The sequence below is a fragment of the Bradyrhizobium sp. LjRoot220 genome (genome assembly GCF_964252915.1).
Lineage (GTDB): Bacteria > Pseudomonadota > Alphaproteobacteria > Rhizobiales > Xanthobacteraceae > Bradyrhizobium.
This window is the reverse complement of the sequence record NZ_CAXUPS020000002.1, coordinates 338,680-364,266: the sequence shown is the minus strand read 5'-3', so window position 1 is coordinate 364,266 and position 25,587 is coordinate 338,680. Positions and strand designations below refer to the sequence as shown.

At 62.5% G+C, this 25,587-nt stretch carries 27 protein-coding genes; 10 read left to right on the top strand and 17 right to left on the bottom strand.

The genetic code is table 11. The features are described from left to right. Positions 1 to 39 precede the first annotated feature (39 nt). Together ACSQ84_RS10075 and ACSQ84_RS10070 are read left to right on the top strand one after the other, a co-directional pair. A complete protein-coding gene (locus tag ACSQ84_RS10075; protein WP_436211524.1) occupies positions 40 to 1,185 on the top strand; it encodes an alpha-hydroxy acid oxidase in 1,146 nt (381 codons plus the stop codon). 43 nt (positions 1,186 to 1,228) lie between these two features. After that, the gene (locus tag ACSQ84_RS10070) at positions 1,229 to 2,299 is read left to right on the top strand and encodes a threonine aldolase family protein (RefSeq protein WP_436211523.1); all 1,071 of its coding nucleotides are present in this window, start codon (positions 1,229 to 1,231) and stop codon (positions 2,297 to 2,299) included. Here ACSQ84_RS10070 and ACSQ84_RS10065 read toward each other — a convergent pair. The 4 genes from ACSQ84_RS10065 to grxD are packed head-to-tail and all read right to left on the bottom strand — an operon-like array spanning position 2,296 to position 5,796. After that, positions 2,296 to 3,600 (bottom strand): serine hydrolase domain-containing protein, encoded by a 1,305-nt coding sequence (locus ACSQ84_RS10065; protein ID WP_436211522.1) that lies wholly within the window; start codon positions 3,598 to 3,600, stop codon positions 2,296 to 2,298. The genes ACSQ84_RS10070 and ACSQ84_RS10065 overlap by 4 nt on opposite strands. Next, positions 3,581 to 4,864: a serine hydrolase domain-containing protein gene (locus ACSQ84_RS10060; protein ID WP_436211521.1), complete on the bottom strand. Its 1,284-nt coding sequence runs from the start codon at positions 4,862 to 4,864 to the stop codon at positions 3,581 to 3,583. The genes ACSQ84_RS10065 and ACSQ84_RS10060 overlap by 20 nt, the downstream gene beginning before the upstream one ends. Positions 4,865 to 4,906: 42 nt before the next feature. Continuing rightward, a complete protein-coding gene (locus tag ACSQ84_RS10055) occupies positions 4,907 to 5,461 on the bottom strand; it encodes an O-acetyl-ADP-ribose deacetylase (protein WP_436212253.1) in 555 nt (184 codons plus the stop codon). After that, positions 5,458 to 5,796, bottom strand: a complete 339-nt coding sequence (gene grxD, locus ACSQ84_RS10050; RefSeq protein WP_138829718.1) for a Grx4 family monothiol glutaredoxin — start codon at positions 5,794 to 5,796, stop codon at positions 5,458 to 5,460. Before grxD ends, ACSQ84_RS10055 begins: the two co-directional genes overlap by 4 nt. Positions 5,797 to 6,097: 301 nt before the next feature. Here grxD and egtB point away from each other — a divergent pair, with 301 nt between their 5' ends. Continuing rightward, the gene (gene egtB / locus ACSQ84_RS10045; protein WP_436211520.1) at positions 6,098 to 7,351 is read left to right on the top strand and encodes an ergothioneine biosynthesis protein EgtB; all 1,254 of its coding nucleotides are present in this window, start codon (positions 6,098 to 6,100) and stop codon (positions 7,349 to 7,351) included. A gap of 106 nt (positions 7,352 to 7,457) precedes the next feature. Continuing rightward, a complete protein-coding gene (gene egtD / locus ACSQ84_RS10040; RefSeq protein WP_436211519.1) occupies positions 7,458 to 8,429 on the top strand; it encodes an L-histidine N(alpha)-methyltransferase in 972 nt (323 codons plus the stop codon). 7 nt (positions 8,430 to 8,436) lie between these two features. On the opposite strand, the gene ACSQ84_RS10035 is transcribed toward egtD, so the two are convergent. The 3 genes from ACSQ84_RS10035 to ACSQ84_RS10025 all read right to left on the bottom strand — a co-directional run bounded on the left by ACSQ84_RS10035 (position 8,437) and on the right by ACSQ84_RS10025 (position 10,742). Next, positions 8,437 to 8,736, bottom strand: a complete 300-nt coding sequence (locus tag ACSQ84_RS10035) for a hypothetical protein (RefSeq protein ID WP_436211518.1) — start codon at positions 8,734 to 8,736, stop codon at positions 8,437 to 8,439. A gap of 512 nt (positions 8,737 to 9,248) precedes the next feature. Continuing rightward, complete coding sequence (locus ACSQ84_RS10030; protein ID WP_436211517.1) at positions 9,249 to 10,427, bottom strand: low temperature requirement protein A; 1,179 nt, start codon at positions 10,425 to 10,427, stop codon at positions 9,249 to 9,251. 21 nt (positions 10,428 to 10,448) lie between these two features. Beyond that, on the bottom strand, positions 10,449 to 10,742 hold the full coding sequence (locus tag ACSQ84_RS10025; RefSeq protein ID WP_436211516.1) for a BolA family protein: 294 nt from the start codon (positions 10,740 to 10,742) through the stop codon (positions 10,449 to 10,451). A 185-nt stretch (positions 10,743 to 10,927) separates the two neighbouring features. On the opposite strand from ACSQ84_RS10025, the gene ACSQ84_RS10020 reads away from it, so the two are divergent. Further along, complete coding sequence (locus ACSQ84_RS10020; RefSeq protein WP_436211515.1) at positions 10,928 to 11,287, top strand: DUF427 domain-containing protein; 360 nt, start codon at positions 10,928 to 10,930, stop codon at positions 11,285 to 11,287. Between the two features lie 203 nt (positions 11,288 to 11,490). Continuing rightward, positions 11,491 to 12,672 carry an acyltransferase family protein gene (locus ACSQ84_RS10015; protein ID WP_436211514.1) on the top strand — a complete coding sequence of 394 codons (1,182 nt, stop codon included), beginning with the start codon at positions 11,491 to 11,493 and terminating at the stop codon, positions 12,670 to 12,672. A gap of 97 nt (positions 12,673 to 12,769) precedes the next feature. Here ACSQ84_RS10015 and purL read toward each other — a convergent pair whose 3' ends face one another. Continuing rightward, positions 12,770 to 14,977, bottom strand: coding sequence for a phosphoribosylformylglycinamidine synthase subunit PurL (purL, locus tag ACSQ84_RS10010; RefSeq protein WP_436211513.1), 2,208 nt, complete (start codon positions 14,975 to 14,977; stop codon positions 12,770 to 12,772). A 159-nt stretch (positions 14,978 to 15,136) separates the two neighbouring features. Here purL and ACSQ84_RS10005 point away from each other — a divergent pair, with 159 nt between their 5' ends. Next, positions 15,137 to 15,625 carry a PaaI family thioesterase gene (locus ACSQ84_RS10005; RefSeq protein ID WP_436211512.1) on the top strand — a complete coding sequence of 163 codons (489 nt, stop codon included), beginning with the start codon at positions 15,137 to 15,139 and terminating at the stop codon, positions 15,623 to 15,625. Continuing rightward, the gene (locus ACSQ84_RS10000) at positions 15,615 to 16,547 is read left to right on the top strand and encodes a DMT family transporter (protein WP_436211511.1); all 933 of its coding nucleotides are present in this window, start codon (positions 15,615 to 15,617) and stop codon (positions 16,545 to 16,547) included. Before ACSQ84_RS10005 ends, ACSQ84_RS10000 begins: the two co-directional genes overlap by 11 nt. Positions 16,548 to 16,562: 15 nt before the next feature. Here ACSQ84_RS10000 and ACSQ84_RS09995 read toward each other — a convergent pair whose 3' ends face one another. The 6 genes from ACSQ84_RS09995 to purC form a co-directional block, all read right to left on the bottom strand. Beyond that, positions 16,563 to 18,164, bottom strand: coding sequence for an ABC transporter substrate-binding protein (locus tag ACSQ84_RS09995; RefSeq protein ID WP_436211510.1), 1,602 nt, complete (start codon positions 18,162 to 18,164; stop codon positions 16,563 to 16,565). A 113-nt stretch (positions 18,165 to 18,277) separates the two neighbouring features. Next, positions 18,278 to 19,225, bottom strand: a complete 948-nt coding sequence (locus ACSQ84_RS09990) for a tripartite tricarboxylate transporter substrate-binding protein (RefSeq protein WP_436212252.1) — start codon at positions 19,223 to 19,225, stop codon at positions 18,278 to 18,280. 17 nt (positions 19,226 to 19,242) lie between these two features. Next, positions 19,243 to 19,944, bottom strand: a complete 702-nt coding sequence (gene purQ, locus ACSQ84_RS09985) for a phosphoribosylformylglycinamidine synthase subunit PurQ (RefSeq protein WP_436211509.1) — start codon at positions 19,942 to 19,944, stop codon at positions 19,243 to 19,245. Continuing rightward, positions 19,941 to 20,195, bottom strand: a complete 255-nt coding sequence (locus ACSQ84_RS09980) for a hypothetical protein (RefSeq protein ID WP_436211508.1) — start codon at positions 20,193 to 20,195, stop codon at positions 19,941 to 19,943. The genes purQ and ACSQ84_RS09980 overlap by 4 nt, the downstream gene beginning before the upstream one ends. Positions 20,196 to 20,206: 11 nt before the next feature. Continuing rightward, positions 20,207 to 20,449 carry a phosphoribosylformylglycinamidine synthase subunit PurS gene (gene purS, locus ACSQ84_RS09975; RefSeq protein ID WP_436211507.1) on the bottom strand — a complete coding sequence of 81 codons (243 nt, stop codon included), beginning with the start codon at positions 20,447 to 20,449 and terminating at the stop codon, positions 20,207 to 20,209. Between the two features lie 136 nt (positions 20,450 to 20,585). Further along, positions 20,586 to 21,353: a phosphoribosylaminoimidazolesuccinocarboxamide synthase gene (gene purC / locus ACSQ84_RS09970; RefSeq protein ID WP_171708996.1), complete on the bottom strand. Its 768-nt coding sequence runs from the start codon at positions 21,351 to 21,353 to the stop codon at positions 20,586 to 20,588. A 321-nt stretch (positions 21,354 to 21,674) separates the two neighbouring features. Between purC and ACSQ84_RS09965 the strand changes: the two genes are divergently transcribed. Beyond that, complete coding sequence (locus ACSQ84_RS09965) at positions 21,675 to 21,998, top strand: DUF1476 domain-containing protein (protein ID WP_436211506.1); 324 nt, start codon at positions 21,675 to 21,677, stop codon at positions 21,996 to 21,998. A 128-nt stretch (positions 21,999 to 22,126) separates the two neighbouring features. Here the strand turns inward: ACSQ84_RS09965 and ACSQ84_RS09960 are convergent, their stop codons facing one another. Then, the gene (locus tag ACSQ84_RS09960) at positions 22,127 to 23,044 is read right to left on the bottom strand and encodes a LysR family transcriptional regulator (protein ID WP_436211505.1); all 918 of its coding nucleotides are present in this window, start codon (positions 23,042 to 23,044) and stop codon (positions 22,127 to 22,129) included. 108 nt (positions 23,045 to 23,152) lie between these two features. Between ACSQ84_RS09960 and ACSQ84_RS09955 the strand changes: the two genes are divergently transcribed. Continuing rightward, complete coding sequence (locus ACSQ84_RS09955) at positions 23,153 to 23,971, top strand: isocitrate lyase/PEP mutase family protein (protein WP_436211504.1); 819 nt, start codon at positions 23,153 to 23,155, stop codon at positions 23,969 to 23,971. A 127-nt stretch (positions 23,972 to 24,098) separates the two neighbouring features. Here ACSQ84_RS09955 and cynS read toward each other — a convergent pair whose 3' ends face one another. Together cynS and ACSQ84_RS09945 are read right to left on the bottom strand one after the other, a co-directional pair. Continuing rightward, the gene (gene cynS / locus ACSQ84_RS09950; protein ID WP_436211503.1) at positions 24,099 to 24,587 is read right to left on the bottom strand and encodes a cyanase; all 489 of its coding nucleotides are present in this window, start codon (positions 24,585 to 24,587) and stop codon (positions 24,099 to 24,101) included. Positions 24,588 to 24,653: 66 nt separating this feature from the next. Next, positions 24,654 to 25,586 carry an ABC transporter ATP-binding protein gene (locus tag ACSQ84_RS09945; protein ID WP_436211502.1) on the bottom strand — a complete coding sequence of 311 codons (933 nt, stop codon included), beginning with the start codon at positions 25,584 to 25,586 and terminating at the stop codon, positions 24,654 to 24,656. Position 25,587: the final 1 nt, after the last annotated feature.

Genomic DNA, 25,587 nt, shown 5'->3' with positions numbered 1-25,587 from the left:
CCCGGTGATCCATGCGCTTGAACGATTACGGGGGATAACATGCGCCTGAGCGACTGCTACAACTTCCATGATTTCCGCAAGCTGGCGCAACGACGCTTGCCCGGCCCGATCTTTAATTACATCGACGGCGCCGCCGACGACGAGGCAACGCTGCGCCGGAATACGGCGAGCTTCGAGCGTTGCGATCTGGTGCCGAACGTGCTGCGCGGCGTAGAAGCCATCGACATGTCGGTGACCGTCATGGGCCAGAAACTGGCGATGCCGATCTATTGCTCCCCGACTGCGCTGCAGCGGCTGTTCCACCACACCGGCGAACGCGCGGTGGCCGCAGCAGCCGCGAAGTACGGCACGATGTTCGGGGTATCCTCGCTCGGCACGGTAAGCCTGGAGGAATTGCGTAAGGCGCACGACACGCCGCAGGTCTATCAATTCTACTTTCACCGCGACCGCGGCCTCAACCGCGCCATGATGCAGCGCGCCAAGCAAGCCGGCGTCAACGTCATGATGCTGACGGTGGACAGCATCACCGGCGGCAACCGCGAACGCGACCTGCGCACCGGATTCTCGATTCCGTTCCGCCTGACCCTTGCCGGCATGTACCAGTTTGCGGTCAGGCCGGCGTGGGGCATCAACTACCTCACCCACGAAACCTTCAAACTGCCTCAGCTCGACGAGCACGTCGACATGAGCGGCGGCGCCATGTCGATCGGGCGCTACTTCACCGAGATGCTCGAGCCGTCGATGAACTGGGACGACGTCGCTGACATGGTGCGGCAGTGGAATGGGCAATTCTGCCTGAAAGGCATCATGTCGGTGGCCGACGCCAAACGCGCGGTCGAGATCGGGTGCACCGGCATCGTGCTGTCCAACCATGGCGGCCGCCAGCTCGACGGTTCGCGGGCGGCGTTCGATCAACTCGCCGAAATCGTCGATGCCGTCGGCGACCGCATCGACGTGATCATGGATGGCGGAGTCCAGCGCGGAACCCATGTCCTGAAGGCATTGTCGCTCGGAGCCAAAGCGGTTGGCGTCGGACGCTTCTATCTCTATCCTCTCGCCGCAGCCGGCCAGGCCGGCGTCGAGCGCGCGCTCGGCCTGATGCGGGCCGAGATCGAGCGCGACATGAAGCTGATGGGGTGCAGATCGATCGACCAATTGTCCCGCGAAAATCTGCGCTTCAGATAACGCCTTCGTCTCCCCCGACATTTGCAAATCCCGAGAGCCCGTCATGACCACCTACACCCCTCCCCCGCGCGATCCCAAGGCAATGCCTGTCCGCATCAATCTGCTGTCGGACACCCAGACCCGGCCGACGGCGGCGATGCGCGAGGCGATGGCGCGGGCCGAGGTCGGCGATGAGCAGCTCGGCGACGATCCGACCGTCAATCTGCTCTGCGAACGCGTCGCCGACTTGCTCGGCAAGGAAGCCGCCGTGTTCATGCCGTCGGGCACCATGTGCAACGTCGCTGCGACATTGTCCTGGTGCCGGCCGGGCGACGAAATCCTGGCCCATGCCAGCGCGCACATCATCGCCCGCGAAGGCGGCGCCCATGCCGCCCTCGGCGGATTCCAGATCATGCCGTTGCCGGGCGACGACGGGCAATTCTCGCCCGAGACGTTTCGTGCCGCGCTGCATCCGCGCTCGCGCTACCAGCCGCCGCAAACCGTCGTCAGCGTCGAACAAACGGCCAATATCGGCGGCGGCACGATCTGGAAGAAGGCCGCACTCGATGAAGTCGTCGAAATCGCCAAGGCCAACGGGCTCGTCACTCACATGGACGGCGCGCGGCTGCTCAACGCCTGCGTCGCGTCAGGAATTTCCGCGCGCGCCATGACCGCGGGTTGGGATTCGGCCTGGATCGATTTCTCCAAGGGCCTCGGCGCGCCGATCGGCGGCGCCATCGCGGGCTCCCGCGACTTCATCGATAATGTCTGGCGCTGGAAACAGCGGCTCGGCGGCTCGATGCGGCAGGCCGGCATTTGCGCCGCGGCCTGCGTCTACGCGCTCGACCATCACGTCGACCGTCTCGCCGACGATCATGCCAACGCGCGGGCGCTGGCGCGGGGGCTGTCGCAGATCAATGGCATCGAGGTGCAGCAGCCGGAGACCAATCTGGTGTTCTTCAAGCCGGATGGCGCCGGCATCCCCGGCGACAAGATGGTCGAGGCTTTGCGCAAGCGCGGCGTGCTGCTGGCGATGATGGACGGGCGAATCCGTGCCTGCACCCATCTCGATGTGAGCGCCGCGATGATCGAGGAGACGGTGGGTCTGGTGCGCGAGATCGTGCGCGAGGCCTAACGCTCTTCTGCCAACGCCTGATAGATCAGCGTTTTCAAGGCAAGCTGAATGCGTCCGCGTTGCGACGGCGTCTGCACCATGAAGATCGCGAACATGTCGTCCCTCGGATTGATGAAGAAGAACGTGCCGGCGACACCGTCCCAACGGTATTCGCCGAGCGGCCATGAGGTGTTCGGCGGCACCGACGTGCGCACCGCAAAGCCGAGCCCGAAGCCGCTGGTTTCGCCGGGGTAATAGCCATAGTCGCGCGCGATTTTCGTCTCCGCACCGATATGGTCCGATGTCATGAGCGCGATCGTCTCGGGCCTGAGGTAGCGGCGGCCTTCGAAAGTGCCGCCGTTCAGCAGCATCTGCGCGAAGCGAGCGTAGTCGCCGACGGTACCCACCATGCCGCCGCCGCCGGACTCCATCCGCCTCGGCTCGATCGGATCTCGCACGTTGGTGACCGGGCTGATCGCGCGATCGGTCGGCATCGGCTCGGCAATGCGCGGCCGCAGCGCCGGATCGGTGACGACAAACGCCGTCTCGCTCATGCCGAGTGGACCGAGCAACCGTTCCCGTTCGAATTCAAGCAGGGATTTTCCCGACGCCACCTCGATCACGCGACCCAGCACGTCGGTGGAATAGCCGTAGTCCCATCGCGTGCCTGGCTGCTCGACCAACGGCAGTTTTGCGACCTGCTCGGCAAATTCGGCATTGGTCAGGTTGCGGCGGAAGAGACCAGCTTCAGCGTGGCGGGCGCGTACCAGACCGCCTCCCATGTAGCCGTAAGGCAGGCCGGAGGTATGGCGCAGCAGATCGGTGATCGTGATTGGCCGCTCGAGCGGCTCCTCGACCAGCGTCAGCGTGCCATCATCGGCGCGCTTCTCGACGCCGACTTTTGTCGCCGCGAAGGCCGGAATGTATTTCGAGACGGGATCGTCGAGTCTTAGTTTGCCATCCTCGACCAGCATCATCGCCGCCACCGAGGTGATCGGCTTCGACATCGAATAGAGCCGGAAGATGGTATCGGCGCTCATCGGCAGTTTGGTCGCGATATCGCGGACGCCGAAACTCTCGAAATAGACCGGTTTGCCGTGCTGCTGGATCAGCAGGATCGCGCCCGGGATCTTGCCGGTCGCGATTTCGTTGCGGATATAGTCGCCGACGCGCGTCAGGCCTTCGCGCGAAAAACCCGCTCCGGCCGGCGCCGCTGATTCCGCGCACGCCGATGGCGGCCAGTCGGCGCCGACGGCAACAACCGCCAGCGCCGCCACGACAAGGAAGCGACGGGCAAGAATGTCAGTTCTCCATCGCTTCATAGACCAGCTGCTTGAGGGTGCGCTGCACGCGCTGCCGTTCGGTCGGGGTCTGTTCCAGCAGCGCGAAAAACATGTCCTGCTTGCGGTCGACCACGAGATAGCAGCCCGAAGCGCCGTCCCACTTCAATTCGCCGAGCGATCCCGGCGGCGGCGGCTTGGCGTTGCCGGGATCGGTGCGCACGGCAAATCCAAGTCCCATGCCGAAGCCGTCTCCGGGAAAATAGAAATAGTCCCGCTCCACCCCGGAGTCCTTGCCGGTATGGTCCGATGCCATCAAGTCGAACGTTTTCGGGCTGAGATAGGTCTTGCCGTCGAATTTCCCGCCATTGAGCAGCATTTGCGCAAAGCGCGAAAAGTCCGACATGGTCGATACCATGCCACCGCTGGCGGATTCCCACTTCTGGCGAACCTCGGTCCGGTACTGGCGGCCTACCCGGAAATCACTGTCGTTCGGCACCGGCTGGGCGAGCCGTGCCAACCGCTCCGGTTCGGTGACGAAGAAACCGGTGTCGGTCATGCCGAGCGGGTCGAGCAGCTTCTCTCTCTCGATCTCGAGCAACGATTTTCCGGACACGATCTCCATGATCCGCCCCAGGATGTCGGTGGAATGACCGTATTGCCAGAGCGCGCCGGGCTGGTTGTGCAGCGGCAGCTTGGCGATCCGCTCGGCGAATTCGGCGAGGTCGAAATCGCCCGCATAGAGATTGGCCTCCTTGTAGGCCTTGCGCACCAGGCTGTCGCCATAGAACCCATAGGTGATGCCGGAGGTGTGACGCATCAGGTCGAGAATGGTTATGGGGCGGGTCATCGGCACCAGTTCGAGCGTCCTGTTGCCGTCCTCGGCCTTCTTCTCCACGCCGACCTTCATATTTGCGAACGACGGAATGTATTTCGAGACGGGATCGTCGAGCTTGATCTTGCCGTCCTGGATCAGCTGCATCGCCACGACCGACGTGATTGCCTTGGTCAGCGACGACAGGCGGAAGATGGTCTTGTCCGTGATCGGTGTCTTGGAGACCACGTCCTGCACGCCGAAGGTCTGATGATAAACCGGCTTGCCGTGCTGCTGGATCAGGACATTGGCACCGGCGATCTTGCCGGTTGCCACCTCGTTCGCGAAGAACTCGCTGACCTTGGCGAGCTTCGCCTGATTGAAACGCGCGCCCGCCGGCATATCGAAGGTGCCCTCGGCGCGGGCGAGCGGCGGCGCGCCCAGCATCAGCGCACCGCAAACCAGCGCGCGCAACAATTGACGTGGATTCATTGGACCCCCCGGAATTCGCCCCGGGAGTGTAGCGGTCGTGTGTCAGTCCGCACAAGGGCTGCCGTAGGTAGCTAGCACCGATTCATGCAATCTGGCGCTGTCGCGAGAAAAACAGCAGAAGATCACTTTGCCGACGTCTGGCGCTGCGTTCAGGGCATCGACAACCGTTGCGACCGCGATGTCAGCCGCGCGGTCAGCAGGGAAACGATAAACGCCGGTGGAGATCGCAGGATAGGCCAGCGAAGAAAGCGCGTTGGCCTGAGCTAGTTCAAGCGCGCGGCGATAGCAGGAGGCGAGCAGTGCGTCTTCACCATGACCGCCGCCGTTCCACACTGGTCCAACCGCATGGATCACATGCCGAGCCTCGAGCCGATAGCCTCGAGTGATTTTGGCATCGCCGGTTGCGCAGCCATTCAGTGTGCGGCACTCGGCCAACAGCTCAGGACCGGCCGCCCGATGGATCGCCCCATCGACGCCGCCCCCGCCCAGCAGAGACGAGTTCGCGGCGTTGACGATGGCGTCAACGCGCAGGGTGGTGATGTCGGCAACGATGACTTCCAGCCGCGCGTTGCCGATCTGGCGGGCGGTCGAACTCAGGCCGAAGCCGCCGCGCTGACGGTGACACCCTTGTCGGCAAACAGCTGCTGCAATTCACCGGCCTGGAACATCTCGCGGATGATGTCGCAGCCGCCGACGAATTCGCCCTTGACGTAGAGCTGCGGAATGGTCGGCCAGTTGGAGTAGGTCTTGATGCCGTCGCGCAGATCAGCGGACTCCAGAACGTTCAGGCCCTTGTAGCCGACGCCCACGTGATCGAGAATCTGGACCACTTGCCCCGAAAAACCGCACTGCGGAAACTGCGGCGTTCCCTTCATGAACAGCACGACGTCGTTCGACTTCACTTCATTGTCGATAAATTGCTCGATGCTCATATTCGCTTCCTTTTGGGGCACAGCCCCCTGCGGCTAAGCCTTACGGGCCGGCTCGTCCGATTTAACCCGATACTGGGTATATATGTAGCCCAAACCGTTGTGCATCCAAAGTAAAATGGCGAGGAGCTGGCATGCGCGACCTTGACGCGGGGCCCGGAAGGCCAGCCCGCTCATAGTCTGACGGTATCAATATCATGGCGCCGGGAGGCTTTTTTCCCGGATCGGAACCCCTATCTAGGACGGACTGTCCGTTAGGAACCCCTCTGCCAGAGAAACGTTCTCTCCCGAACCGGAGCCACCAGTGACGAAATCTGTATCCGCCGCGGCCGCGTCAGCCACCCCGACCCCGTCACTCCTTTCCGATTCCGGCACTCTCGCCGAGCGACTCGCCGGCGCCTATCTCGCCGTGCGGGACGAGACCGAGCGCCGGGCCGCTCCCCTGAGCGCCGAGGACCAGCTGATCCAGTCCATGCCGGACGCAAGCCCGACGAAGTGGCACCGCGCCCATACCACCTGGTTCTTCGAGCAATTCCTGCTCGGCGAGCATTGTGAGGGCTACCAGGTCTTTCATCCTGACTACGCTTTCCTGTTCAACTCCTATTATGTCAGCGCGGGCCCCCGCCACGCCCGCCACCAGCGCGGTCACTTGACGCGCCCGAGCGCGGACGAAGTCACGGCCTATCGCCGCCATGTCGATGCCGCCGTCGTGACATTTTTCCGAACCACCGACGTCGACGTCCTCGCCCGTCTGGTACCGCTGGTCGAAGTCGGCCTCAACCACGAGCAGCAGCATCAGGAATTGATGCTGACCGACATCCTGCACGCCTTTGCGCAGAACCCGATCCCCCCGGCCTACGATGCGGCGTGGCGCTTCCCTGCCCCGGCACGGGGCGGCGACGATTGGATCACCCTCAACGAGGGCATCCATACCGTCGGTCATACCGACGACAGCTTCCATTTCGACAATGAGAAGCCGGCGCACCGCGCGCTGGTCGGCCCGGTGAAACTCGCCCGCAATCTCGTCAGCAACGCCGAATGGCTGGCCTTCATCAAGGACGGCGGCTACGCGACGGCGACGCTGTGGCTGATGGATGGCTTTGCTGCCGTGAACAACGAGCAGTGGCAGGCCCCCGGCCATTGGCGCCAGGTCGACGGCGAATGGCGGATCATGACGCTGGGCGGGCTGCAGCCGATCGACCCGTCGGCTCCGGTCAGCCATGTCAGCTATTACGAGGCGGATGCGTTCGCGCGCTGGAGCGGAAAGCACCTGCCGACCGAAATGGAATGGGAAGTCGCGGCCCGCGCCGGCCAGCTGAACGATGCCTTCGGTATCGTCTGGCAGTGGACCCGCAGTTCGTACTCGCCCTATCCGGGCTATCGCGCCATCGAAGGCGCGCTCGGCGAATACAACGGCAAGTTCATGGTCAACCAGTTGGTGCTGCGCGGGTCTTCGCTCGCCACTCCGGCCGGACACAGCCGCATCACCTACCGCAACTTCTTTTATCCGCACCACCGCTGGCAATTCACGGGATTGCGCCTTGCAGACTACGCCTGACTTTTCTCAAGCATGATCGGGAAAAGGCGAGGATCGCCTTTCCGAACCAAACCGTGCCCAACCGATGATCAAATAGCGCGCCGGGAAGCGCGTTCGGGAGAATACCATGAATGTGCACGCCCTCGCTTTGGCCCAAGCGCACCAGTTCGACGAACAGACTTCCGCGTTTGCGGGAGACGTGATCGGCACCCTCGCGCAGCATCCTAAACGGCTGTCGCCGAAATATTTCTACGACGCCACGGGGTCGGAACTGTTCGAACAGATCACGGTGTTGCCGGAATATTATCCGACGCGCACCGAACTCGGCATTCTGCGCGACCGCGGCGATGCGATAGCCGCCATCATCGCGAAGGGAGCGGCGCTGGTGGAATTCGGCGCCGGTGCCACCACGAAGGCGCGCCTGCTGCTGGAACGCAGCGACTTCGGCGCCTATGTGCCGGTCGATATATCCGGCGATTTCCTCAATGCGCAGGCCGATGCCCTGCGCAAGGATTTCCCCGGCCTCGACGTTTATCCCGTGGCCGCGGATTTTACAGCACCGTTTGCACTGCCGGCTGAGATCGCCGATATGCCGAAGCTCGGCTTCTTTCCGGGATCGACGCTCGGCAATTTCGAACCGCACGAGGCCAGCGCGTTCCTGCGCACCGCCCGCGAAATCCTCGGCGACGGCGCGCAGATGATCATCGGCGTCGACCTCGAGAAGGACGAACGCGTGCTCTACGACGCCTACAACGATTCGGCCGGGATCACCGCGCGCTTCAACCTCAATGTGCTGGTGCGCATCAACCGCGAGCTCGGCGGCAATTTCGACCTCTCCGCCTTTACCCACCGCTCGATCTACAATCGCGACCGCCATCGCATCGAGATGCATCTGATCAGCCGCAAGGCGCAGAACGTGCGCGTGCTCGGGCACAATTTCTCGTTCCGTCCCGGCGAGAGCATCCATACCGAGAACAGCTATAAATACAGCCTCGAGCGCTTCGACGCGCTGGCACGCGGTGCCGACTGGAAGGTGCGGGAGACATGGACCGACAACGGCAGGATGTTCTCGGTACACGCGCTGGCGGCGTCAAGCTGAGGCCGCCTCACACTTTCGCCGTCGACTTGACTCGGGCCGCTCGCACCTTGCGCGTGGGTATGATCCGGCCCATGGGCGTGAACCAATGGTCTGACAACCGCTCCGCGCTCAAGAGCCAACCGTGAATGATCCGCCATTTATCCTGCCCGCGGGATTGGAAATCCAGCAGCGGCGACCCGTCGTCCTGCAGCTCGTAGAAGAACCGCAACGAATCCTTCCCGGTGGGCCCGCCAGGATCGATCGTCTGGTTCAGAATCCAGTCATCCCATTGCTGGAGTATCAGGGCACGTGCTTCGCTTTGTTTCATAGGCGCGCGTTCTCGGCCACGGCCGGGCCGTGGAAACTGAGTTGACCGCGCTGGTCAGATTTAACTTGCAAAGAAACGTGCCCGCGCCGCCGCGCACCAGCACCTTCGTAACCCGTATGAAAGCAAATGCTTAACAAATTTGCAATTTCGTCACTCTACGCCGGCAAGCCGCTGCACCCGCGCTGTCATTTCCCCTTCGAAACGTCCAAATTTTGACCCGGACTCAACTAATCTTGCCGAAACGGCTTGGCTGGGGTGAGTTCGTGCCAGGGAATAGTTATGGGAAACGCGTATACGGCGTCCGGGAACCGGAAGCCTTGGGTCGGAGCTTCAACCGAGGACGAGGGACTTGATTCCCAAATGAGTGCTGCATCGACGGCCCTGCTTGAGGAAAACGTCAGGCTTCGTGCCCTGGTGGTCCAGTTGTCAGACCTCGTCCTCAAGAACGTTGTCGCTCGGAAATAGCATCGCGGCCCTTCGCGAGAGCATGTCGAGCGGCGCGCGCGGACTGGTTACTCCGCCGCGCTGGACCTCAGCGAGATCGATTCCCATACCGCGACCACCACCATGATCGCCGACGTGAGAATCGAGAGCGACAGCGGCGACAGTCCGCCGGCGAACCAGGCGAGCACGCCCAATGCGATGATGCCGACGCCATGCGAGAGTTGAAGGAAACCGCGAAAGCTGTGCTTGAACAGGATCGTCCCGATCAGGAACAGCAGCGGGCCGCCGATCGCGCTCAACACCGTCCTGAGATCGGAATGACCGCCCGGATGCTTCAGCACAAGCTCATCGGCCACCGCCGTGACGATGACGCCGGCCACGATCGGCATGTGCAGATAGGTGTAAGCGAGCCGCGCCAGCCTGCCCGGCTCGCTCGATCCTGAAATCTGCTCGGAGCCGGCTTCGGCGCCCTTGTGGAAGTAGATCCACCACATCGCGAGGGTGCCGACAAACGCTGACACGAAGGCGATGACATTTTCCGTGGTCCAGGCCAGTTCGGCAAAAGTCCCACCCGTCACGACGATGGATTCGCCGAGCGCGATGATGATGAACAATGCGCAGCGCTCGGCCATGTGGCCGCCCTCGATCACCCAGTCGGCGACCGAGGACGCTCCGTACCGGGGTATCCAGAACCGCACCGCCGGCGATAGATATTCGATGACAAGTGCGATCACCCACAGCGCCAGCCGGGTTTCGCCGTTCGCAAATCCACCCGCAATCCAGAACACCGCCGACAACGCCAGCCACGACGTGATGCGGATCGCGTTCATCCGCGCCCGCGGACGCGATGGTGGCGTCGCGACCCACAAGAAAACGGTCTTGCCGACCTGCATCGCGGCATAGGCCAACGCGAACCACAGCCCGCGATCGTCGAACGCCTTCGGGATCGAGGTCGAGAGCACGAGCCCGCCGAGCGTCATCGCAAACAGCAGCAGCCGGACCGGGGTTTTTTCAGGATTCAGCCAATTGGTGATCCAGGCGGTGTAGACCCATACCCACCAGATCGCGAGGAACAGCAGCGCAACCTGCAGGACCCCTGATGGCGTGAAATGGCCAAGCAGCGTGTGCGAGATCTGTGTGACAGCGAAGACGAAGACGAGATCGAAGAACAGCTCGGCGTAGGTCACCCGGCTGTGCTGGTTCGGCACGATCGGGCGGAACAGCGCGCCGTGTGTGTCCGCCGCCATCGGCGCGCCCCGCTGCTTCAATTAGCCTTCCGGCACCGCAGCTTTGCCAGGTATCCCGGCGGGTCCGACAGGTACCCCGGGTCCGCTAGGCACCCCGGTTTGCAGCGCCAGCGCGTGCAGCACGCCGCCCATCTGTCCCTTGAGCGACTGGTAGACGATCTGGTGTTGCTGGACCCTCGACTTGCCGCGGAAGGACTCGGCAATCACGGTCGCCGCGTAATGGTCACCGTCGCCGGCCAGATCGCGGATCGTCACCTCGGCATCGGGTATGGCTGCCTTGATCATCGATTCGATATCGTGGGCGTCCATCGGCATTCCAGCATGTCTCCGTCAGATGTTTCGAATCACGGCCGGTTCTCGCGACCGTGACAGGCAAACCTAGCGCGTACGCCCTTCTAGGTCACCCTTCCCGGCACTATATCCCGGGTCCAGACGTTTTAAACCCTTTCAAGCCGAGGCGTCCGGTCACATCCGGCTGACCCAAAAAGAGGCCCAGAACCATGAAACTTCCCGGTCCCGACCATCCGATCACCATTGCGGCCAACCCCAAGCGCGTCCGGGTTTCGGCCGGCGGCGTGGTCATCGCCGATACTACCCAGGCCCTGACTCTCAAGGAGGCGAGCTATCCGGCGGTGCAATATGTGCCGCGCAGCGACGTCAGTATGGCGCTGTTGGCCCGCACCGAGCGGACCACGCATTGTCCCTACAAGGGAGACGCGAATTATTTCAGCATCAACGCCGACGGCAAGACCCTGGAGAATTCGATCTGGACCTATGAGACGCCGTTTCCGGCGATGGCGGAGATCGCCGGCCACCTGGCGTTCTATCCGGACAAGGTCAAGATCGAGGAAGTGGCCTGAGGGCCTGATCCGCCTTGGCTAGGCTTGGCCGGGCGTGGACCCGAGGCATCACACCGTTGGTGCCTGCTACGCCCGCGCGCTCCCGACATTTTTAGCGAATCCCCGACAGGGGTGCAGCGCTTCGAAAGGTCATGATTGGCCTTGCTGAATCGGGTTCCAGGCTGCAACATTCGCGGCAAAACAGCCTGGCTGGGGAGGCGCGCATGACATCGATTTCCACCGCGGGACATGCCGACGTTCACGCCGTGCCCAAGGTCAAAACGCGTAACCTTTCGCTGGATCGCGCCCGCACCTTTCTGACGCTGGTGGTGCTGCTCCACCACGCGGTCATCCCCTATACCTATTTCGGCCACACCGATCCGAAGTATTTCTTCGGGTTCGACATGATCGTGCTCGCCACCGACAGTTTCTTCATGGCGATGTTCTTTTTTCTGTCCGGCCTGTTCGCATGGCCGGGCATCGCCCGGAAAGGACCGCTGAACTATTTGCAGGATCGGCTGTTTCGGCTTGCCCTGCCGTTCGTGATCTGCGCGTTCACGGTCATTCCAATCGCCTATTACGCCATCTCGCTGCGGCACCATCCCGAAATCGGCTTTTCTGAATTCTGGTGGACCACGATCACAAAAGGCCCGTGGCCGAGCGGACCGATCTGGTTCCTTTGGGTCCTGCTCGGTTTCGACCTGGTTGCGTGTCTGCTGTACCGGCTGTCACCCAACATGCTCGATCCGATCGATCGTCTCTCGCTGCACGGTCGCCGCCGGCCCGCGGTGTTCTTCGCGGTCATGCTGGCGGTGACCGCTGCATTCTACATTCCCGGTTTGGTTCACTACGGACCAAGCAGTTGGTTCCAGTTCGGGCCGTTCTCGGTTCAGCACGGCCGCGTGATGCTCTATGCGACCTACTTCTTTTTCGGTGCCGGCATCGGCGTTCAAATGATGGATCGCGGCCTGCTGGCGGCGGACGGCCGGATGGCGAAGGTCAGTTGGGATTGGTTTATACTGGCGCTGGTTCCGTACTGCCTGCTGTGGGTGCTGATCTTCATCAAGCGCGAAATACTCGGGAACCCGTCACCGTTGCCGGACTGGTACGAGGGGCTCTACGCGATCTGCTTCACGGTCTTCAGCGTCGCCATCATGTTTCTGATCCTGGCCTATTTCCTGAGGTTCAAGCACTCAGGCTGGAGTCTGCTCGATCCGATGCAGGGCGACGCCTACGGCATGTTCCTGGTGCACTACCCGATCGCATTGTGGCTGCAATACTGGCTGTTCGACTACGACCTGCCCGCGATCGTAAAGGCCACGGTCGGCTTCGTGCTGACCGTCACGTTCAGCTGGGCACTGACGCGGGCGTTGCGACAGATTCCCGGCGCGAAGAAGGTGTTGTGAACTTAAGCCCGTCATTCCGGGATGGTGCGTTAGCACCAGACCCGGAATCTTGAGATGCCGGGTTCGATGCTCCGCATCGCCCCGGAATGACGGTGGGCTAGGAAGCCTTGCCGCTCATATACGCCGGCAGCCAGCTTTCGAACGCCGTGTTGAGCGACGCTACCGCGACCGGTGCTTCACCGGCCACCGCGATTGCATCGCCACCTGTCGTGCCGATCCGCACACACGGCACACCGGCACCCTTCATCTTCGCCAGCACCCGCCCGGCATCGGCCGCCGAAACCGTCACGATGTAACGCGCCTGGTCCTCGCCGAACCAGTAGGCATGTGGCACGATCGAAGCAGGTGCGGCCAGCAATTGCGCGCCGATGCCGCCTGCGATCGCCATCTCGGCAAGCGCGATCAGAAGTCCGCCGTCGGAAACGTCATGCACCGCGGTGGCGGTGCCGGCGTGGATCATGCCGCGCACCACGTCGCCATTGCGCTTTTCGGCGGCCAGATCGACCGGCGGCGGTGCGCCCTCTTCGCGGCCGCAGACATCGCGCAGATACACGGACTGACCGAGCCAGCCCTGGGCGTCGCCGATCAACAGGATCGCCTCGCCTGACGCCTTGAAGGCAAGCGTGGCGGACTTGGTGAAATCATCGAGCAGCCCGACGCCGCCGATCGACGGTGTCGGCAGGATGCCGCGGCCGTTGGTCTCGTTGTAGAGCGAGACGTTGCCGGACACGACCGGGAAGTCGAGCGAGCGACAGGCTTCCGCAATGCCCTGCAGGCAGCCGACGAACTGGCCCATGATCTCGGGCCGTTCCGGATTGCCAAAGTTCAGATTGTCGGTGATCGCAAGCGGCCGTCCGCCGACCGCGGTGATGTTGCGCCAGGCCTCGGCCACCGCCTGCTTGCCGCCTTCGAACGGATCCGCTTCGCAATAGCGCGGCGTCACGTCGACCGTGAGCGCCAGCCCCTTCGGGCCATCCTGCACCCGCACGACGGCGGCATCGCCGCCGGGACGCTGCACGGTATTGCCGAGGATGACGTGGTCATATTGCTCCCAGACCCAGCGCTTGGAGCAGAGCTCGGGCGTCGCAATCAGCTTTTCCAGTGCCGCCGAAATGCCGATCGGCGGCTTGACGTCCTGTGCGCGCACCATCGGCAACGGCGCGGACGCGACATGCGGCCGGTCGTACAGCGGCGCCTCGTCGCCCAATTCCTTGATCGGCAAATCGGCCATGACGTCGCCGCCATGCTTGACCACAAAACGCTTGCTCGGCGTGGTGTAGCCGACGACGGCGAAATCGAGCCCCCATTTCTTGAAGATCGCCTCGGCCTCTTGTTCCTTTTCGGGCTTGAGCACCATGAGCATGCGCTCCTGGCTTTCCGAGAGCATCATCTCATAGGCGCTCATGCCGGTTTCGCGCGTCGGCACCGCATCGAGATTGAGATCGACGCCGAGATCGCCCTTGGCGCCCATCTCGACCGCCGAACAGGTCAGCCCGGCCGCGCCCATGTCCTGGATCGCGATCACGCAATCGGCTTCCATGATTTCGAGGCAGGCTTCCAGCAGCAGTTTCTCCGCGAAGGGATCGCCGACCTGCACGGTCGGGCGCTTCTCGGCGCTGTCGTCGTCGAATTCGGCCGACGCCATCGACGCGCCGTGAATGCCGTCGCGGCCGGTCTTGGAGCCCAAATAGACGATCGGCATGTTCACGCCGGAGGCCGCGGCGTAAAAAATCTTGTCGGTGTCGGCGAGGCCGACGGCCATCGCGTTGACCAGGATGTTGCCGTCATAGCGGGTGTGGAAACGCACCTGCCCGCCGACGGTCGGTACCCCAAACGAATTGCCATAGCCGCCGACACCGGCGACCACGCCCGACACCAGATGACGGGTCTTGGGATGCTCCGGCGCACCAAACGAAAGCGCATTGAGACACGCGATCGGGCGCGCGCCCATCGTGAACACGTCACGCAAAATGCCGCCGACCCCGGTGGTGGCGCCCTGATAGGGCTCGATGTAGCTCGGGTGGTTGTGGCTCTCCATCTTGAACACGACGGCCTGGCCGTCGCCGATGTCGATCACCCCGGCGTTTTCGCCCGGGCCCTGGATCACCCAGGGCGCCTTGGTCGGCAGGCCGCGCAGATGGATGCGCGAGGACTTGTACGAACAGTGCTCGTTCCACATCGCGGAAAAAATCCCGAGTTCGGTGAAACTCGGCACCCGGCCGATCAGCTTGAGGATGCGCTCATACTCGTCCGGCTTCAGCCCGTGGCTGGCGACGAGTTCGGGGGTGATCTGGGGCTGGTTCATGGATCCCTTAATAGGAAGATCGAGAGGCTGCGAAAAGGCCTTTTAGGACGCATTTCCGCCCTGTCCAGAGCTTTGCAGAGCCCTGTGCGGGATCGGCGTTTGCACAACCCGTCGGGATCGGATTTAAGGACTTAAACCTGCAAAGGAAGGCCCAATTTCGTGAATGACCTCTCCAATACTGCATTCGTCAAACGTCCCGATTTGTACGTCGAAACCGAGGGCGAATTCGCTGGCTGGCGCACCTGGACCCGCGACAGCTTCGAATCCAACAACGGGCCGTTCTGGCACCGGGTGGAGGAAGACGGCCGGGTCCGCGCCGCGTTCCGTGTCGAAAAGAAGCACCTCAACGGTATGCGCAACGTTCACGGCGGCTGCTTCATGACCTTTGCGGATTATTGCCTGTTCGCGCTGGCGTCGTCGGTGCTGCAAGGTCCAGGCGTGACGGTATCATTTGGCTGCGAATTCCTCGATGCGGCACGCGAAGGCGAACTGGTCGAATGCGAGGGCGAGATCACCCGCGCCGGCGGCTCCCTGATCTTCCTGCGCGGGGTGCTGAAATCAGGCGAACGGTCGCTGTTCACCTTTTCCGGCACCATCAAGCGGGTGAAGTGGAAGCCGCGGACCGACGCAGGCGCCGTTGCCACCTAGCATTGCCTCAACTCAGCGCAGCTGGCGCGGTTATGTGCTGTTGCTGGCGTTGGCGTGCTGCTGGAGTTCGACCTATCCGCTGACCAAGATCGGCCTCGGCTCGATTCCGCCGATCACCTTTATCTCGGCCCGCTCGCTGATCGCGGCCGCCTTCCTGCTCGTCATCCTGTACGCGCGCGGGTTGCGGCTCCCGACCGACGCCAAGGCCTGGAAGCTGTTCGCCCAGCAGCAGAGCATCAACTCGACGATCCCGTTTTTGATGATCACCTGGGCGCAGCAATATGTACCGGCATCGAGCGCCGTGGTGCTGGCCTCAACGACGCCGATTTTTGCCTTCCTCATCACCTGGGGCATCACGCGGCACGAGCCGGCGACGTTGTTGAAGCTGGTCGGCGCCATCCTCGGCCTCGCCGGAACGGCCGCGATCATCGGGCTCGACGCGGTCAGTGGTCTCAGCAAGGACGTGTTCGCCGAAATCGTCATCCTGATCGCCACCCTCTCCTTTGCCTGCGCCACGATCTTCGGACTGCGGCTGACCGAATACGATCCGATGGTGGTGGCCGCGGGTTCGCTGTTGTTCGGCGGCTTCGTGTTGCTCCCGGTGTCGCTGATCGTCGATCACCCCTGGGCCCTGCGGCCGACGGCCGAAGCGCTGGCGGCAACTGTGGCGATGGGCATTTTCTCGAGCGCGTTCGGGCTGATGCTGTTCTACATGTGCCTGAGCCGGCTCGGCACCCTCACCACCAACGCGCAAGGTTATCTGCGCATTCCGATCGGCGTCGGTCTGTCGGTGCTGCTGCTCGGCGAGAGCGTGCCGGCGAATTTGGCGCTGGGCCTCGTGCTGGTCATGGCCGGCGTCGCCGCGATGACCATTCCCGGCGATCGCTACGGCAAGTGGATCAACCGGCTGCGCGGCCGGTGAAAGCTGGGCGGCTCTCTATTGCAGGCTGACCAGGGTCAGATCGACGAACCACGACTGCGGCGAGACGAAACCCTTGATCTTCTTGCTCATCGCGCGCGGGTTGAGATCGTGGACGATGAAAAGCCAGGGAGGATTATCGACGATACGTTCATGCGCCTTCCGATACGCGGCCGAGATGGCTTTCGGATCGGTCGCCTCCGAAATCGTGGTGAGCGCATCCTCGAATTCGTCGTCTTTCCACTGCTCGAAATTAAATCCGTTCGGCGAAAAATTCGCGGCCGCAAAATAGCGCGCCATGACACCGGCATCTGACGAGGGCGAGCTGATGTTGAGCACCATCGCCCCCTGCAAGCTTGCATGATCGGGTGTGGCCCGGGCGGCCGTCAAAAGCACTTGCCATTCGATCACGCCGAATTCCACATTCACGCCGCAGGCTTCCTTCAGATTCTGCTGCAGGAATTCGTTCATGGGCAAAGGCAACATTTGCCCGGAGCCGGAATTCGAAATCAGCGCCTTGAACAACAACGGCTTTGCAGATGTGTATCCTGCTTCGGCAAGCAGCGCCTTGCCCTTGGCCGGATCGAATTTATAGCGGTTGGCCGGTGTTCCAAAGTCGGGATCGCTGGACTTGAGCCAGCCTACCGACGGCTCCGCGGTCCCATTCAGGAACGACACCAGCCCTTCCCGATCAATGCAATAGTTCAAGGCCTGGCGAACCCTGACGTCCTTGAAAGGGCTGTTCGTCGCGCCGATGTTGTAGAACCAGGGCCAGACATGCGGATACGAGCCGGTCGTGATGGTGAAGCCGGCCGATTTCAGGGAAGCGAGACCATCAGGCGGCGGCACTTCGATCCAGTCGACTTGACCGGCGCGCAACGCGGCCAGTCGCGAATTCGCTTCCGGAATCGGCATCAGGACGACGTTGTCGACCTTCGCCATCCGGGTGGCATCCCAATATTTATCCCACCGGGCGAGATTCGCCTCTTGCCGCGGCACGACCTTGGTGATCCGGAACGGCCCAGTGCCTGCAGCGGGCAGCGTCGCGACCTTGGCCCACTCCCGGCCAGCCTTTTCGAACGACGAGGGCGACGTGAACAGAAGGTACACCGCCATGTAGGGGAAATACGACACCGGCTTGGTCGTCGTGATGGCGACGGTGTCGTCATCGACCTTCTTGTAGCTTCCCATCACGGGGACGCGCGATCGTGAAATTGCCGAACTCGGCGGCTCAAATTGTGGGCTGTTGTTGTTGAAATAGCGGTCAAGATTCCAGATCACCGCATCCGCATTGAAATCGGTTCCGTCGTGGAATTTCACGCCGCGGCGCAGATGGAATATCCACGTCTTGCTGTCGGCCGGGTCCTGCTCCCATTTTTGCGCGAGCCCGGGCCGCAGGGTCGCCAGTCGGTCGGTCCTGGTCAAATCCCACAGCACCAACCCTTCAAAGACCGGATAGCCGAGAAAGCGCATACCTTCAAAGCCGTTATTTGGCATTCCGGTTGCGGTGGGTATATCGGATGCCGTCATCGCAATGCGCAGCGTGGTTTCGGCCATCGCCGGCTGGTACGACAGCAAGGCGGCTGCAAGCGCAAAAGTGCGGGAAAGCTTGATGAGCATGACAGTCCTCCGTCCAGCGATCGGAAAGTCCGAATTCAGCAGGGCGCCGGAGGATTTAGGAGCAAATTTCAGGCCAGCCGGACACGGCGCGGCTGATGGGCAGAACTGCAGACTTATTGTGGCGTCGCCAAAAGCTTGCGATATTTTTCGATATCGCGCGTCACCAGTTGCTGTAGCACTTCCGTCGTGTGTTCGTTGGCGTCGGGCGCGACGGTCGAGAGATCGTGAAAGCGCTTTTTGACGGCACCGCTCTCCACCGCGCTCTTCGCTGCGGCGTTCAATTTCGCGATGACCGCCGGCGGCGTTCCCTTTGGCGCGAACAGGCCGTTCCAGCCCTGCGCCTCGAATTCGGGAAGCCCGGCCTCGGCCGAGGTCGGCAGGTCGGGCAAGGTCGCGAGCCGCACCAATGAGCCGACCACCATGGCCTTCACCAGCTTGTCGTCGATCGCCTGCGATACGGACGCCGCGGCATCACAGACCCCATCGATCTGGCCGCCGATCGCGTCCGTCAGCGCAGGCGCGGCGCCGCGATAGCCGACCAGCGTGACGTCGACGCCGGCGGCCTGCGCAAAGCTCTTGCAGATCAGGAAATTCGACGAGCCGATGCCGGCGTGGCCGAGATTGATCTTTCCGGGATTCTTCTTCGCGTAGGCGATGAACTCCTGCAGGTTCCTGGCCGGAAAATCCTTGCGCAGTGCGACGATGCCGAAGGTCTTCGCCACCATCGCAATCGGCACAAAGGAGTCCGGCGTGAACGCCAGCTTTGGATAAATCGTATAGGTCGCCGCGCTGGTGCCGGCGTTGCCGATCGCAATGGTATATCCGTCGGCATCCGCGCGCGCCGCACGCGTCAGCGCGGTCGAACCGCCGGCGCCCGCGATGTTCTCGATCACGATCGGCTGTCCGAGCGCCTTGGTCATCTCTTCGGCGACCACGCGCGCGATCACGTCAGAAGTGCCGCCGGCCGCGAACGGCACAATCATGGTGACGGGACGTTTTGGGTAATCCTGCGCGTGGGCCGCAGTGGCAACGAACAAAAACGTTGCCAGCGCTGAAAGCATCCGCGCCGTAGTGGCAATCACGCCGCTTTTTCCAGATGCGCGACGAGGCCGGCAAACAGGCCGCGGCCGTCGGTGCAGCCCATGATGTCTTCGACGTGGTTTTCCGGATGCGGCATCATACCCAGCACATTGCCACGCTCGCTGACGATGCCGGCGATCGACTGCGCAGCGCCGTTGATGTTGGATTTCTCGTCGACCACGCCCTCGGCGGAGCAATAGCGGTAGAGCACCCGCCCCTCGCCTTCGAGCCGTTTCACCGTCTCTTCATCGGCCTCGTAATTGCCTTCGCCATGCGCGACCGGCACGCGGATAACCTGGCCGGCATTATAGCCGCGCGTGAACGGGGTATCCGAGCGTTCGACCCGCAGGTGCACATCGCGGCAGACAAATTTCAGCTGCGCGTTGCGCATCAGCACACCCGGCAGCAGCCCGGCCTCGCAGAGGATCTGAAAGCCATTGCAGACCCCGAGCACCAGGCCGCCACTGGCCGAGAAATCCCGCACCGCGTCCATCACAGGCGCACGCGCCGCAATGGCGCCGCAGCGCAGATAGTCGCCGTAGGAAAACCCGCCGGGCACCACCACGAGATCGGTCCCCTTGGGCAGCGCGGTCTCGGCATGCCAGACCATCGCGGCCTCATGGCCCGATGCGAGTTTGAGCGCCCGCGCCATGTCGCGCTCGCGATTGATACCGGGAAAAACGAGAACGGCTGATTTCATTGCGTGGGCACTTCGTTCAGTTCAAGACGCTTCTCGATGCGATCCAGACGCCCCTCGTGGCGAACAAGCGTCGCATGAACGCCGGATATTTCCTGGAACACACTCGCAATTTCCTGACGAATACCGTTTTGCGATGTTCGTAATGCTTGCGTTTGTTGATTCAACTCGTCGACCTTACCGTCGACCTGGGCCAGACGCGCCTGAACCGATTTCAATACCTCGAACATCGGCTCCATCGTCACTTCGGCCATCTCGCCTACCCTCAACCCTTCAGTTCAATCGCATAATTCTCGATCACGGTATTCGCCAGTAGCTTGTCGGCGGCTTCTTTCAACGCCGCCTCGGCCGTGGCCTTGTCCGAGCCGGACAGTTCGATGTCGAACACCTTGCCCTGACGGACGCTGGCGACGCCATCGACGCCGAGCGATTTCAGCGCGCCTTCGATGGCCTTGCCCTGCGGATCGAGAATGCCGGACTTCAGGGTAACGGTAACACGTGCTTTCATATTCTTGGCCCAGTATTCCGAACGTCACCCTGAGGTGCGCGGGCGAAGCCCGAGCCTCGAAGGGCGACCTTGTATTTCATCTCCATCCTTCGAGGCTCGCCGAAGCCGGCGAGCACCTCAGGATGACGGCGACCGATCAGCTCTTCACCAGCACCGGACCCGTACCCGCCGGCCGCTCGTTCTCCATCAGGATACCCAGACGCTTTGCGACCTCGGTGTAGGCCTCCAGCAGGCCGCCGAGATCCCTGCGGAAACGATCCTTGTCGAGCTTCTCGTTCGACTTGATGTCCCACAGCCGGCAGGAGTCCGGCGAGATCTCGTCGGCGACGATGATCCGCATCATCTCGTTCTCGAACAGCCGGCCGCACTCCATCTTGAAATCGACCAGACGGATGCCGATGCCCAGGAACAGCCCGGTGAGGAAGTCGTTGACGCGGATGGCGAGCGCCATGATGTCGTCGATTTCCTGCGGCGTCGCCCAGCCGAACGCGGTGATGTGCTCCTCGGAGACCATCGGGTCGTTGAGTTGGTCGTTCTTGTAATAGAACTCGATGATCGAGCGCGGCAGCTGGGTACCTTCCTCGATGCCGAGGCGCTGTGACAGCGATCCCGCCGCCACGTTCCGCACCACCACCTCCAGCGGCACGATCTCGACTTCGCGAATCAGCTGCTCGCGCATGTTGAGGCGGCGGATGAAATGGGTCGGCACCCCGATGTCGTTGAGGTGCTGAAACAGGTACTCCGAAATCCGGTTGTTGAGGACGCCCTTGCCCTCGATCACCTGGTGTTTCTTGGCATTGAACGCGGTCGCATCGTCCTTGAAGTGCTGGATCAGGGTTCCCGGCTCCGGGCCTTCATACAGGACCTTGGCCTTGCCTTCATAAATGCGGCGTCGACGGCTCATAGGGATGTACCGTGTTTTGTTGAAATCCATGAATTTGGTGTGCTCCGGATGACAAGGGTTTACGACCACGACGGAGCTGCCGTGAAGGCCTGGAACCTGATCTTAACCACCTGGAAACAGAACAAGAACCAAGCCTCCTGGCAACCTATCCGATTGAGCTACCCAGCACAATCGACCCGGCCCAATTGGGCCCAACTTATACCTGTAGACTGCGGCTTAACGGCCCGTTGTTTTGCCGATTCGCCCCCTCTATCTAGGTAGGCGACGGCGCCGCCACAACGCGGCCCCCGCGTGCATCTGGCAGGGATTGGAACTCAGGAAATGAACACTTTCGACAAGCGCGAGGAAGGTTTCGAGAAGAAATACGCCCTCGATGAGGAGCAGAAGTTCAAGGCCGAGGCGCGCCGCAACCGGCTGCTCGGAATGTGGGCAGCAGAAAAGCTCGGAATGACCGGCGACGCCGCCACCGCCTACGCCAAGGAAGTGGTCGCCTCCGATTTCGAGGAAGCCGGCGATTCCGACGTCATTCGCAAGGTGATGGGCGACCTCACCGCCAAGGGCGTGGCCCTCACCGAGCCGCAGCTCCGCGCCAAGATGGACGAGCTGATGGCGACAGCCGTCGCCCAGGTGAAGGCGGGAACGTAACGGGCACCGTCATTCCGGGGCGATGCGCAGCATCGAACCTCAGATGCGCAATTGCGCATCGGGGAATCTCGAGATTCCGGGTCTGGTCCTTCGGACCAGACCCGGAATGACGACGGATGGACTACTGCTCAACGCCGCGAAGCTTTCGTCCCGCCGTACTCCGCCCGGACAATTTCCAACAACCGCCGCGACGCCGCGCTGAGAAAGCCGCCGCGTCGCGTCACCGTCACGACATCCTGGCTCGCCGTGAGATCGCCGACGCGAATGGTCGAGATCGAGCCGTATTTCAGTTCCTCCGCAGCGTTGCTTTCCGAGAGCAAGGCGATGCCAAGGCCAGCCTCGACCAGGCGCTTCTGCGCGGTCAGGCTGTCGACCGGTGTCCAGTCGACCTCCCCCAATCCATGGGTTTGAAACAGCGCGAACACGTGTGACGCCGTGATCTCGCGCCGCCCCGGCAGTACGGGAAACGCGATCCAGCGTTCGTCGCGCAAATCGGCCAGTTTCGCGACCCGCCGGCCGGCGCGCGGATGATCGGCCGCACACACGACCTGAAGCCGTTCGGCGAGCAATAATTCGCAATCGAGATCGCGCGAGCGGTCGCGGTCGTAGCGAAGCCCGATGGTGGCTTCGCCGCGCCGGATCAGATCGCTGACTTCCGCGCTGGTCGCCGTGCGCAAGGTCAATTCGACACCGGGATATTCGGCCGCAAACCGCTTGAGGATTTCGGACAGGCGGCCACCGGCGAGCGTGCCGACCACGGCGAGCGCGACCGGTCCCGAATCCGGCCGCGCCAATGCCCGCACCGCATTTTCCGCATCTTGCGCGGCGGCGACCGCGCGCTCGGCATACGGCACCATCACCCGTCCGGCATCGCTCAGCATGGTGCGCCCCGCGATTCGCTCGAACAAGGGAATGCCGAGTTCCTGCTCCAGCAGCGCAATGCGCCGCGATATCGCCGGCTGCGAACGGTGCAGCACTTTGGCGGCACTCGAAATTCCACCTCGGCGGTGAACCGTCAGGAAGGTGTTGAGCGCATCGCTGTCCATATTCGTCCATGCAAAAAGCTGATGAGATAAAGAGAAATAACAAATTAGGTTGATGGGCGGAAGCCTCCTATGTTGGCCGCGAAAGCAATCAATTGAAGGAAACGACCGATGCGCAGCCAGATGAAAAAAGCCGAACTGTTCCGATCGCTCCACACCCGGGCCGGCGCCTTCATCATTCCCAATCCATGGGATGCCGGCACCGCAAAGCTGCTCGCGGCGATGGGTTTTGAGGCGCTGGCGACCACGAGTCTCGGGCTTGCCAACACGCTCGGCAGCGCCACCGTCAGCCTCGACGCCATCATCGAGAATTGCCGTGCCATTGCGGAGGCGACCGACCTTCCCGTCAATGCGGATCTGGAGAATTGCGGCGCGGACGACCCGAAGACCGCCGCCAAGGCGATTGCACGGGCGGCCGAAGCCGGCGTGGTCGGCGGCTCGATCGAGGATTCAACCGGCGACCCGCGTAACCCGATTTATGATTTCGGGCTCGCGGTCGAGCGGGTGCATGCGGCGGTCGAAGCCGCCCGCGCGCTGCCCTTCCCGTTCACGCTGACGGCGCGGGCCGAAAACTTTCTGTGGGGCCGCAACGACCTCGACGACACCATCAAGCGGCTGCAGGCGTTCGAGGCCGCCGGCGCCGACGTGCTGTATTCACCCGGCGTGCACGACATCGACACCATCCGCACCGTGGTGTCGTCGGTCAGAAAGCCCTTCAATCTGGTGATGGGATTTGCCGACCCGACATTGACCGTGCCGCAGATTGCCGCCGCCGGCGTCAAGCGCATCAGCGTCGGCGGCGCGATGGCGCGCGTGGCGCTCGCCGCCTTCCTCAAATGCGCCCGTGAAATGAAGGATCAGGGCGCATTTACCTATGTGCGCGAGATGGCGCCGATCAAGGAAGTGCGGGCGGCGTTCGCCGCGGCGTGAGAATGCGGAGGCTTACTCTCGCCGTCATTCCGGGGCGATGCGAAGCATCGAACCCGGAATCTCGAGATTCCGGATCGCCGCTTCGCGCCGTCCGGAATGACGTTGCCGTCGCCGCCCGACGCCAACGTCACCCCTCCTTGAAGCCATACTCCGGCACATTCCCCGTCGCGCCGTAATACTTGTACGGCAGGAATTTGCCGGACATCGTGATCTTGACGCGGTCGCCCTTCGGATTGGCGACGCGCTCCATCGCCATGTCGAAGTCGATCGCAGACATGATGCCGTCGCCGAATTCTTCTTCGATCAGCGCCTTCCAGGCCGGACCGTTGACCAGGACCATCTCGTAGAAGCGATAGATCAGGGGATCGGTCGGCGGCATCGGCGTGCCGGTGCCGCGCATCGGCACCTCGTTCAGCATCGCGGTCTCGCCCTTCGACAGGCCGAACAACTCGGCCGCATTCGCCGCCTGCGGCTTTGTCAGTTTCATCTGGCCGAGAATGGCGCCGACGATCAGCACTTCCGAATAGCCGCCAATCTTTTCGCAGATGTGCTTCCAGCTCCAGCCTTTCTCGCGCTTGATGTCGAGCAGCTTTTCGGTGAGGTCTTCGCGTTTCATGTCAGGCTCCTTGACTTCCGTCATGCCCGGGCTTGTCCCGGGCATCCACGTCTTGCTTCGTTCACTTCAGGACGACGTGGATGGCCGGGACAAGCCCGGCCATGACGTCGACTGATCGTGTTGCTCGTCGATGTTCGATGCGACCACCAGTTCCGGCTTGCCCGGCCGCACGATCGGCACGTTGCGCGGATCGTGGTTGGTTACCGTGGCCGCAAACGTCTTGCTGCGGCTGACCAGGAAATCGACGATGTGGTTGCGCAGCGCGTAATAATAGGGATGGCGGTGCAGATCGATGCGGCCGCGGTCCTTCGGCAGCGGATTTTCCACGATCTCGGCCAGCACGGCGCCTGGGCCGTTGGTCATCAGAAAAATCTTGTCGGCAAGATAGATCGCCTCGTCCACGTCATGCGTGATCATGAACGCGGTCTGTCCGGTCTCCAGGCAAATCCGCCGAACCTCGTCCTGCAGCGTGCCGCGCGTCAGCGCGTCGAGCGCCGAGAACGGCTCGTCCATCAGCATGATTTTTGGCGTGATCGACAGCGCGCGCGCGATGCCGACGCGTTGCTTCATGCCGCCAGACAACTCGGATGGGCGCTTGTGCTCGGAGCCGGTCAGCCCGACCAGATCGATGAATTTCTGCGCATGCGCCTTCACCTTGGCGCGGTCCCAGTCGCGCCATTTCGAGGTCACGGCATAGGCGACATTGCCGAGCACCGTGCGCCACGGCAGCAGCGCGTGGCTCTGGAAGATTACGGCGCGGTCGAGGCTGGTGCCTTCGATCGCCTGCCCGTCGACGATCACGGCGCCTTCGCTCGGCTCGTCGAGGCCGGCCAGGATGTTCAGCACCGTGGTCTTGCCGCAGCCGGAATGGCCGATCACACAGCCGAATTCGCCGCGCGACATCGACAGCCAGAGATCCTCGAACACGCTGATCTGGCCGCCATCGGCGCCGGGATAACGCCGCGCGATGCCTTCGATCGAGATGAATTTGTCGGTCATA

Bases quoted from the DNA above. Each gene is read 5' to 3' on its own strand.
- ACSQ84_RS10015 (WP_436211514.1), top strand. From the start codon at position 11,491: ATGACATCGATTTCCACCGCGGGACATGCCGACGTTCACGCCGTGCCC.
- ACSQ84_RS10065 (WP_436211522.1), bottom strand. From the start codon at position 3,600: ATGAAGCGATGGAGAACTGACATTCTTGCCCGTCGCTTCCTTGTCGTG.
- ACSQ84_RS10020 (WP_436211515.1), top strand. From the start codon at position 10,928: ATGAAACTTCCCGGTCCCGACCATCCGATCACCATTGCGGCCAACCCC.
- purL (WP_436211513.1), bottom strand. From the start codon at position 14,977: ATGAACCAGCCCCAGATCACCCCCGAACTCGTCGCCAGCCACGGGCTG.
- purQ (WP_436211509.1), bottom strand. From the start codon at position 19,944: ATGAAATCAGCCGTTCTCGTTTTTCCCGGTATCAATCGCGAGCGCGAC.
- ACSQ84_RS09960 (WP_436211505.1), bottom strand. From the start codon at position 23,044: ATGGACAGCGATGCGCTCAACACCTTCCTGACGGTTCACCGCCGAGGT.
- egtD (WP_436211519.1), top strand. From the start codon at position 7,458: ATGAATGTGCACGCCCTCGCTTTGGCCCAAGCGCACCAGTTCGACGAA.
- ACSQ84_RS09980 (WP_436211508.1), bottom strand. From the start codon at position 20,195: ATGGCCGAAGTGACGATGGAGCCGATGTTCGAGGTATTGAAATCGGTT.
- grxD (WP_138829718.1), bottom strand. From the start codon at position 5,796: ATGAGCATCGAGCAATTTATCGACAATGAAGTGAAGTCGAACGACGTC.
- ACSQ84_RS09965 (WP_436211506.1), top strand. From the start codon at position 21,675: ATGAACACTTTCGACAAGCGCGAGGAAGGTTTCGAGAAGAAATACGCC.
- purC (WP_171708996.1), bottom strand. From the start codon at position 21,353: ATGAGCCGTCGACGCCGCATTTATGAAGGCAAGGCCAAGGTCCTGTAT.
- ACSQ84_RS09990 (WP_436212252.1), bottom strand. From the start codon at position 19,225: ATGCTTTCAGCGCTGGCAACGTTTTTGTTCGTTGCCACTGCGGCCCAC.
- ACSQ84_RS10060 (WP_436211521.1), bottom strand. From the start codon at position 4,864: ATGAATCCACGTCAATTGTTGCGCGCGCTGGTTTGCGGTGCGCTGATG.
- ACSQ84_RS10070 (WP_436211523.1), top strand. From the start codon at position 1,229: ATGACCACCTACACCCCTCCCCCGCGCGATCCCAAGGCAATGCCTGTC.
- ACSQ84_RS10035 (WP_436211518.1), bottom strand. From the start codon at position 8,736: ATGAAACAAAGCGAAGCACGTGCCCTGATACTCCAGCAATGGGATGAC.
- ACSQ84_RS09955 (WP_436211504.1), top strand. From the start codon at position 23,153: ATGCGCAGCCAGATGAAAAAAGCCGAACTGTTCCGATCGCTCCACACC.
- cynS (WP_436211503.1), bottom strand. From the start codon at position 24,587: ATGAAACGCGAAGACCTCACCGAAAAGCTGCTCGACATCAAGCGCGAG.
- purS (WP_436211507.1), bottom strand. From the start codon at position 20,449: ATGAAAGCACGTGTTACCGTTACCCTGAAGTCCGGCATTCTCGATCCG.
- ACSQ84_RS10025 (WP_436211516.1), bottom strand. From the start codon at position 10,742: ATGCCGATGGACGCCCACGATATCGAATCGATGATCAAGGCAGCCATA.
- ACSQ84_RS09995 (WP_436211510.1), bottom strand. From the start codon at position 18,164: ATGCTCATCAAGCTTTCCCGCACTTTTGCGCTTGCAGCCGCCTTGCTG.
- ACSQ84_RS10030 (WP_436211517.1), bottom strand. From the start codon at position 10,427: ATGGCGGCGGACACACACGGCGCGCTGTTCCGCCCGATCGTGCCGAAC.
- ACSQ84_RS09945 (WP_436211502.1), bottom strand. From the start codon at position 25,586: ATGACCGACAAATTCATCTCGATCGAAGGCATCGCGCGGCGTTATCCC.
- ACSQ84_RS10075 (WP_436211524.1), top strand. From the start codon at position 40: ATGCGCCTGAGCGACTGCTACAACTTCCATGATTTCCGCAAGCTGGCG.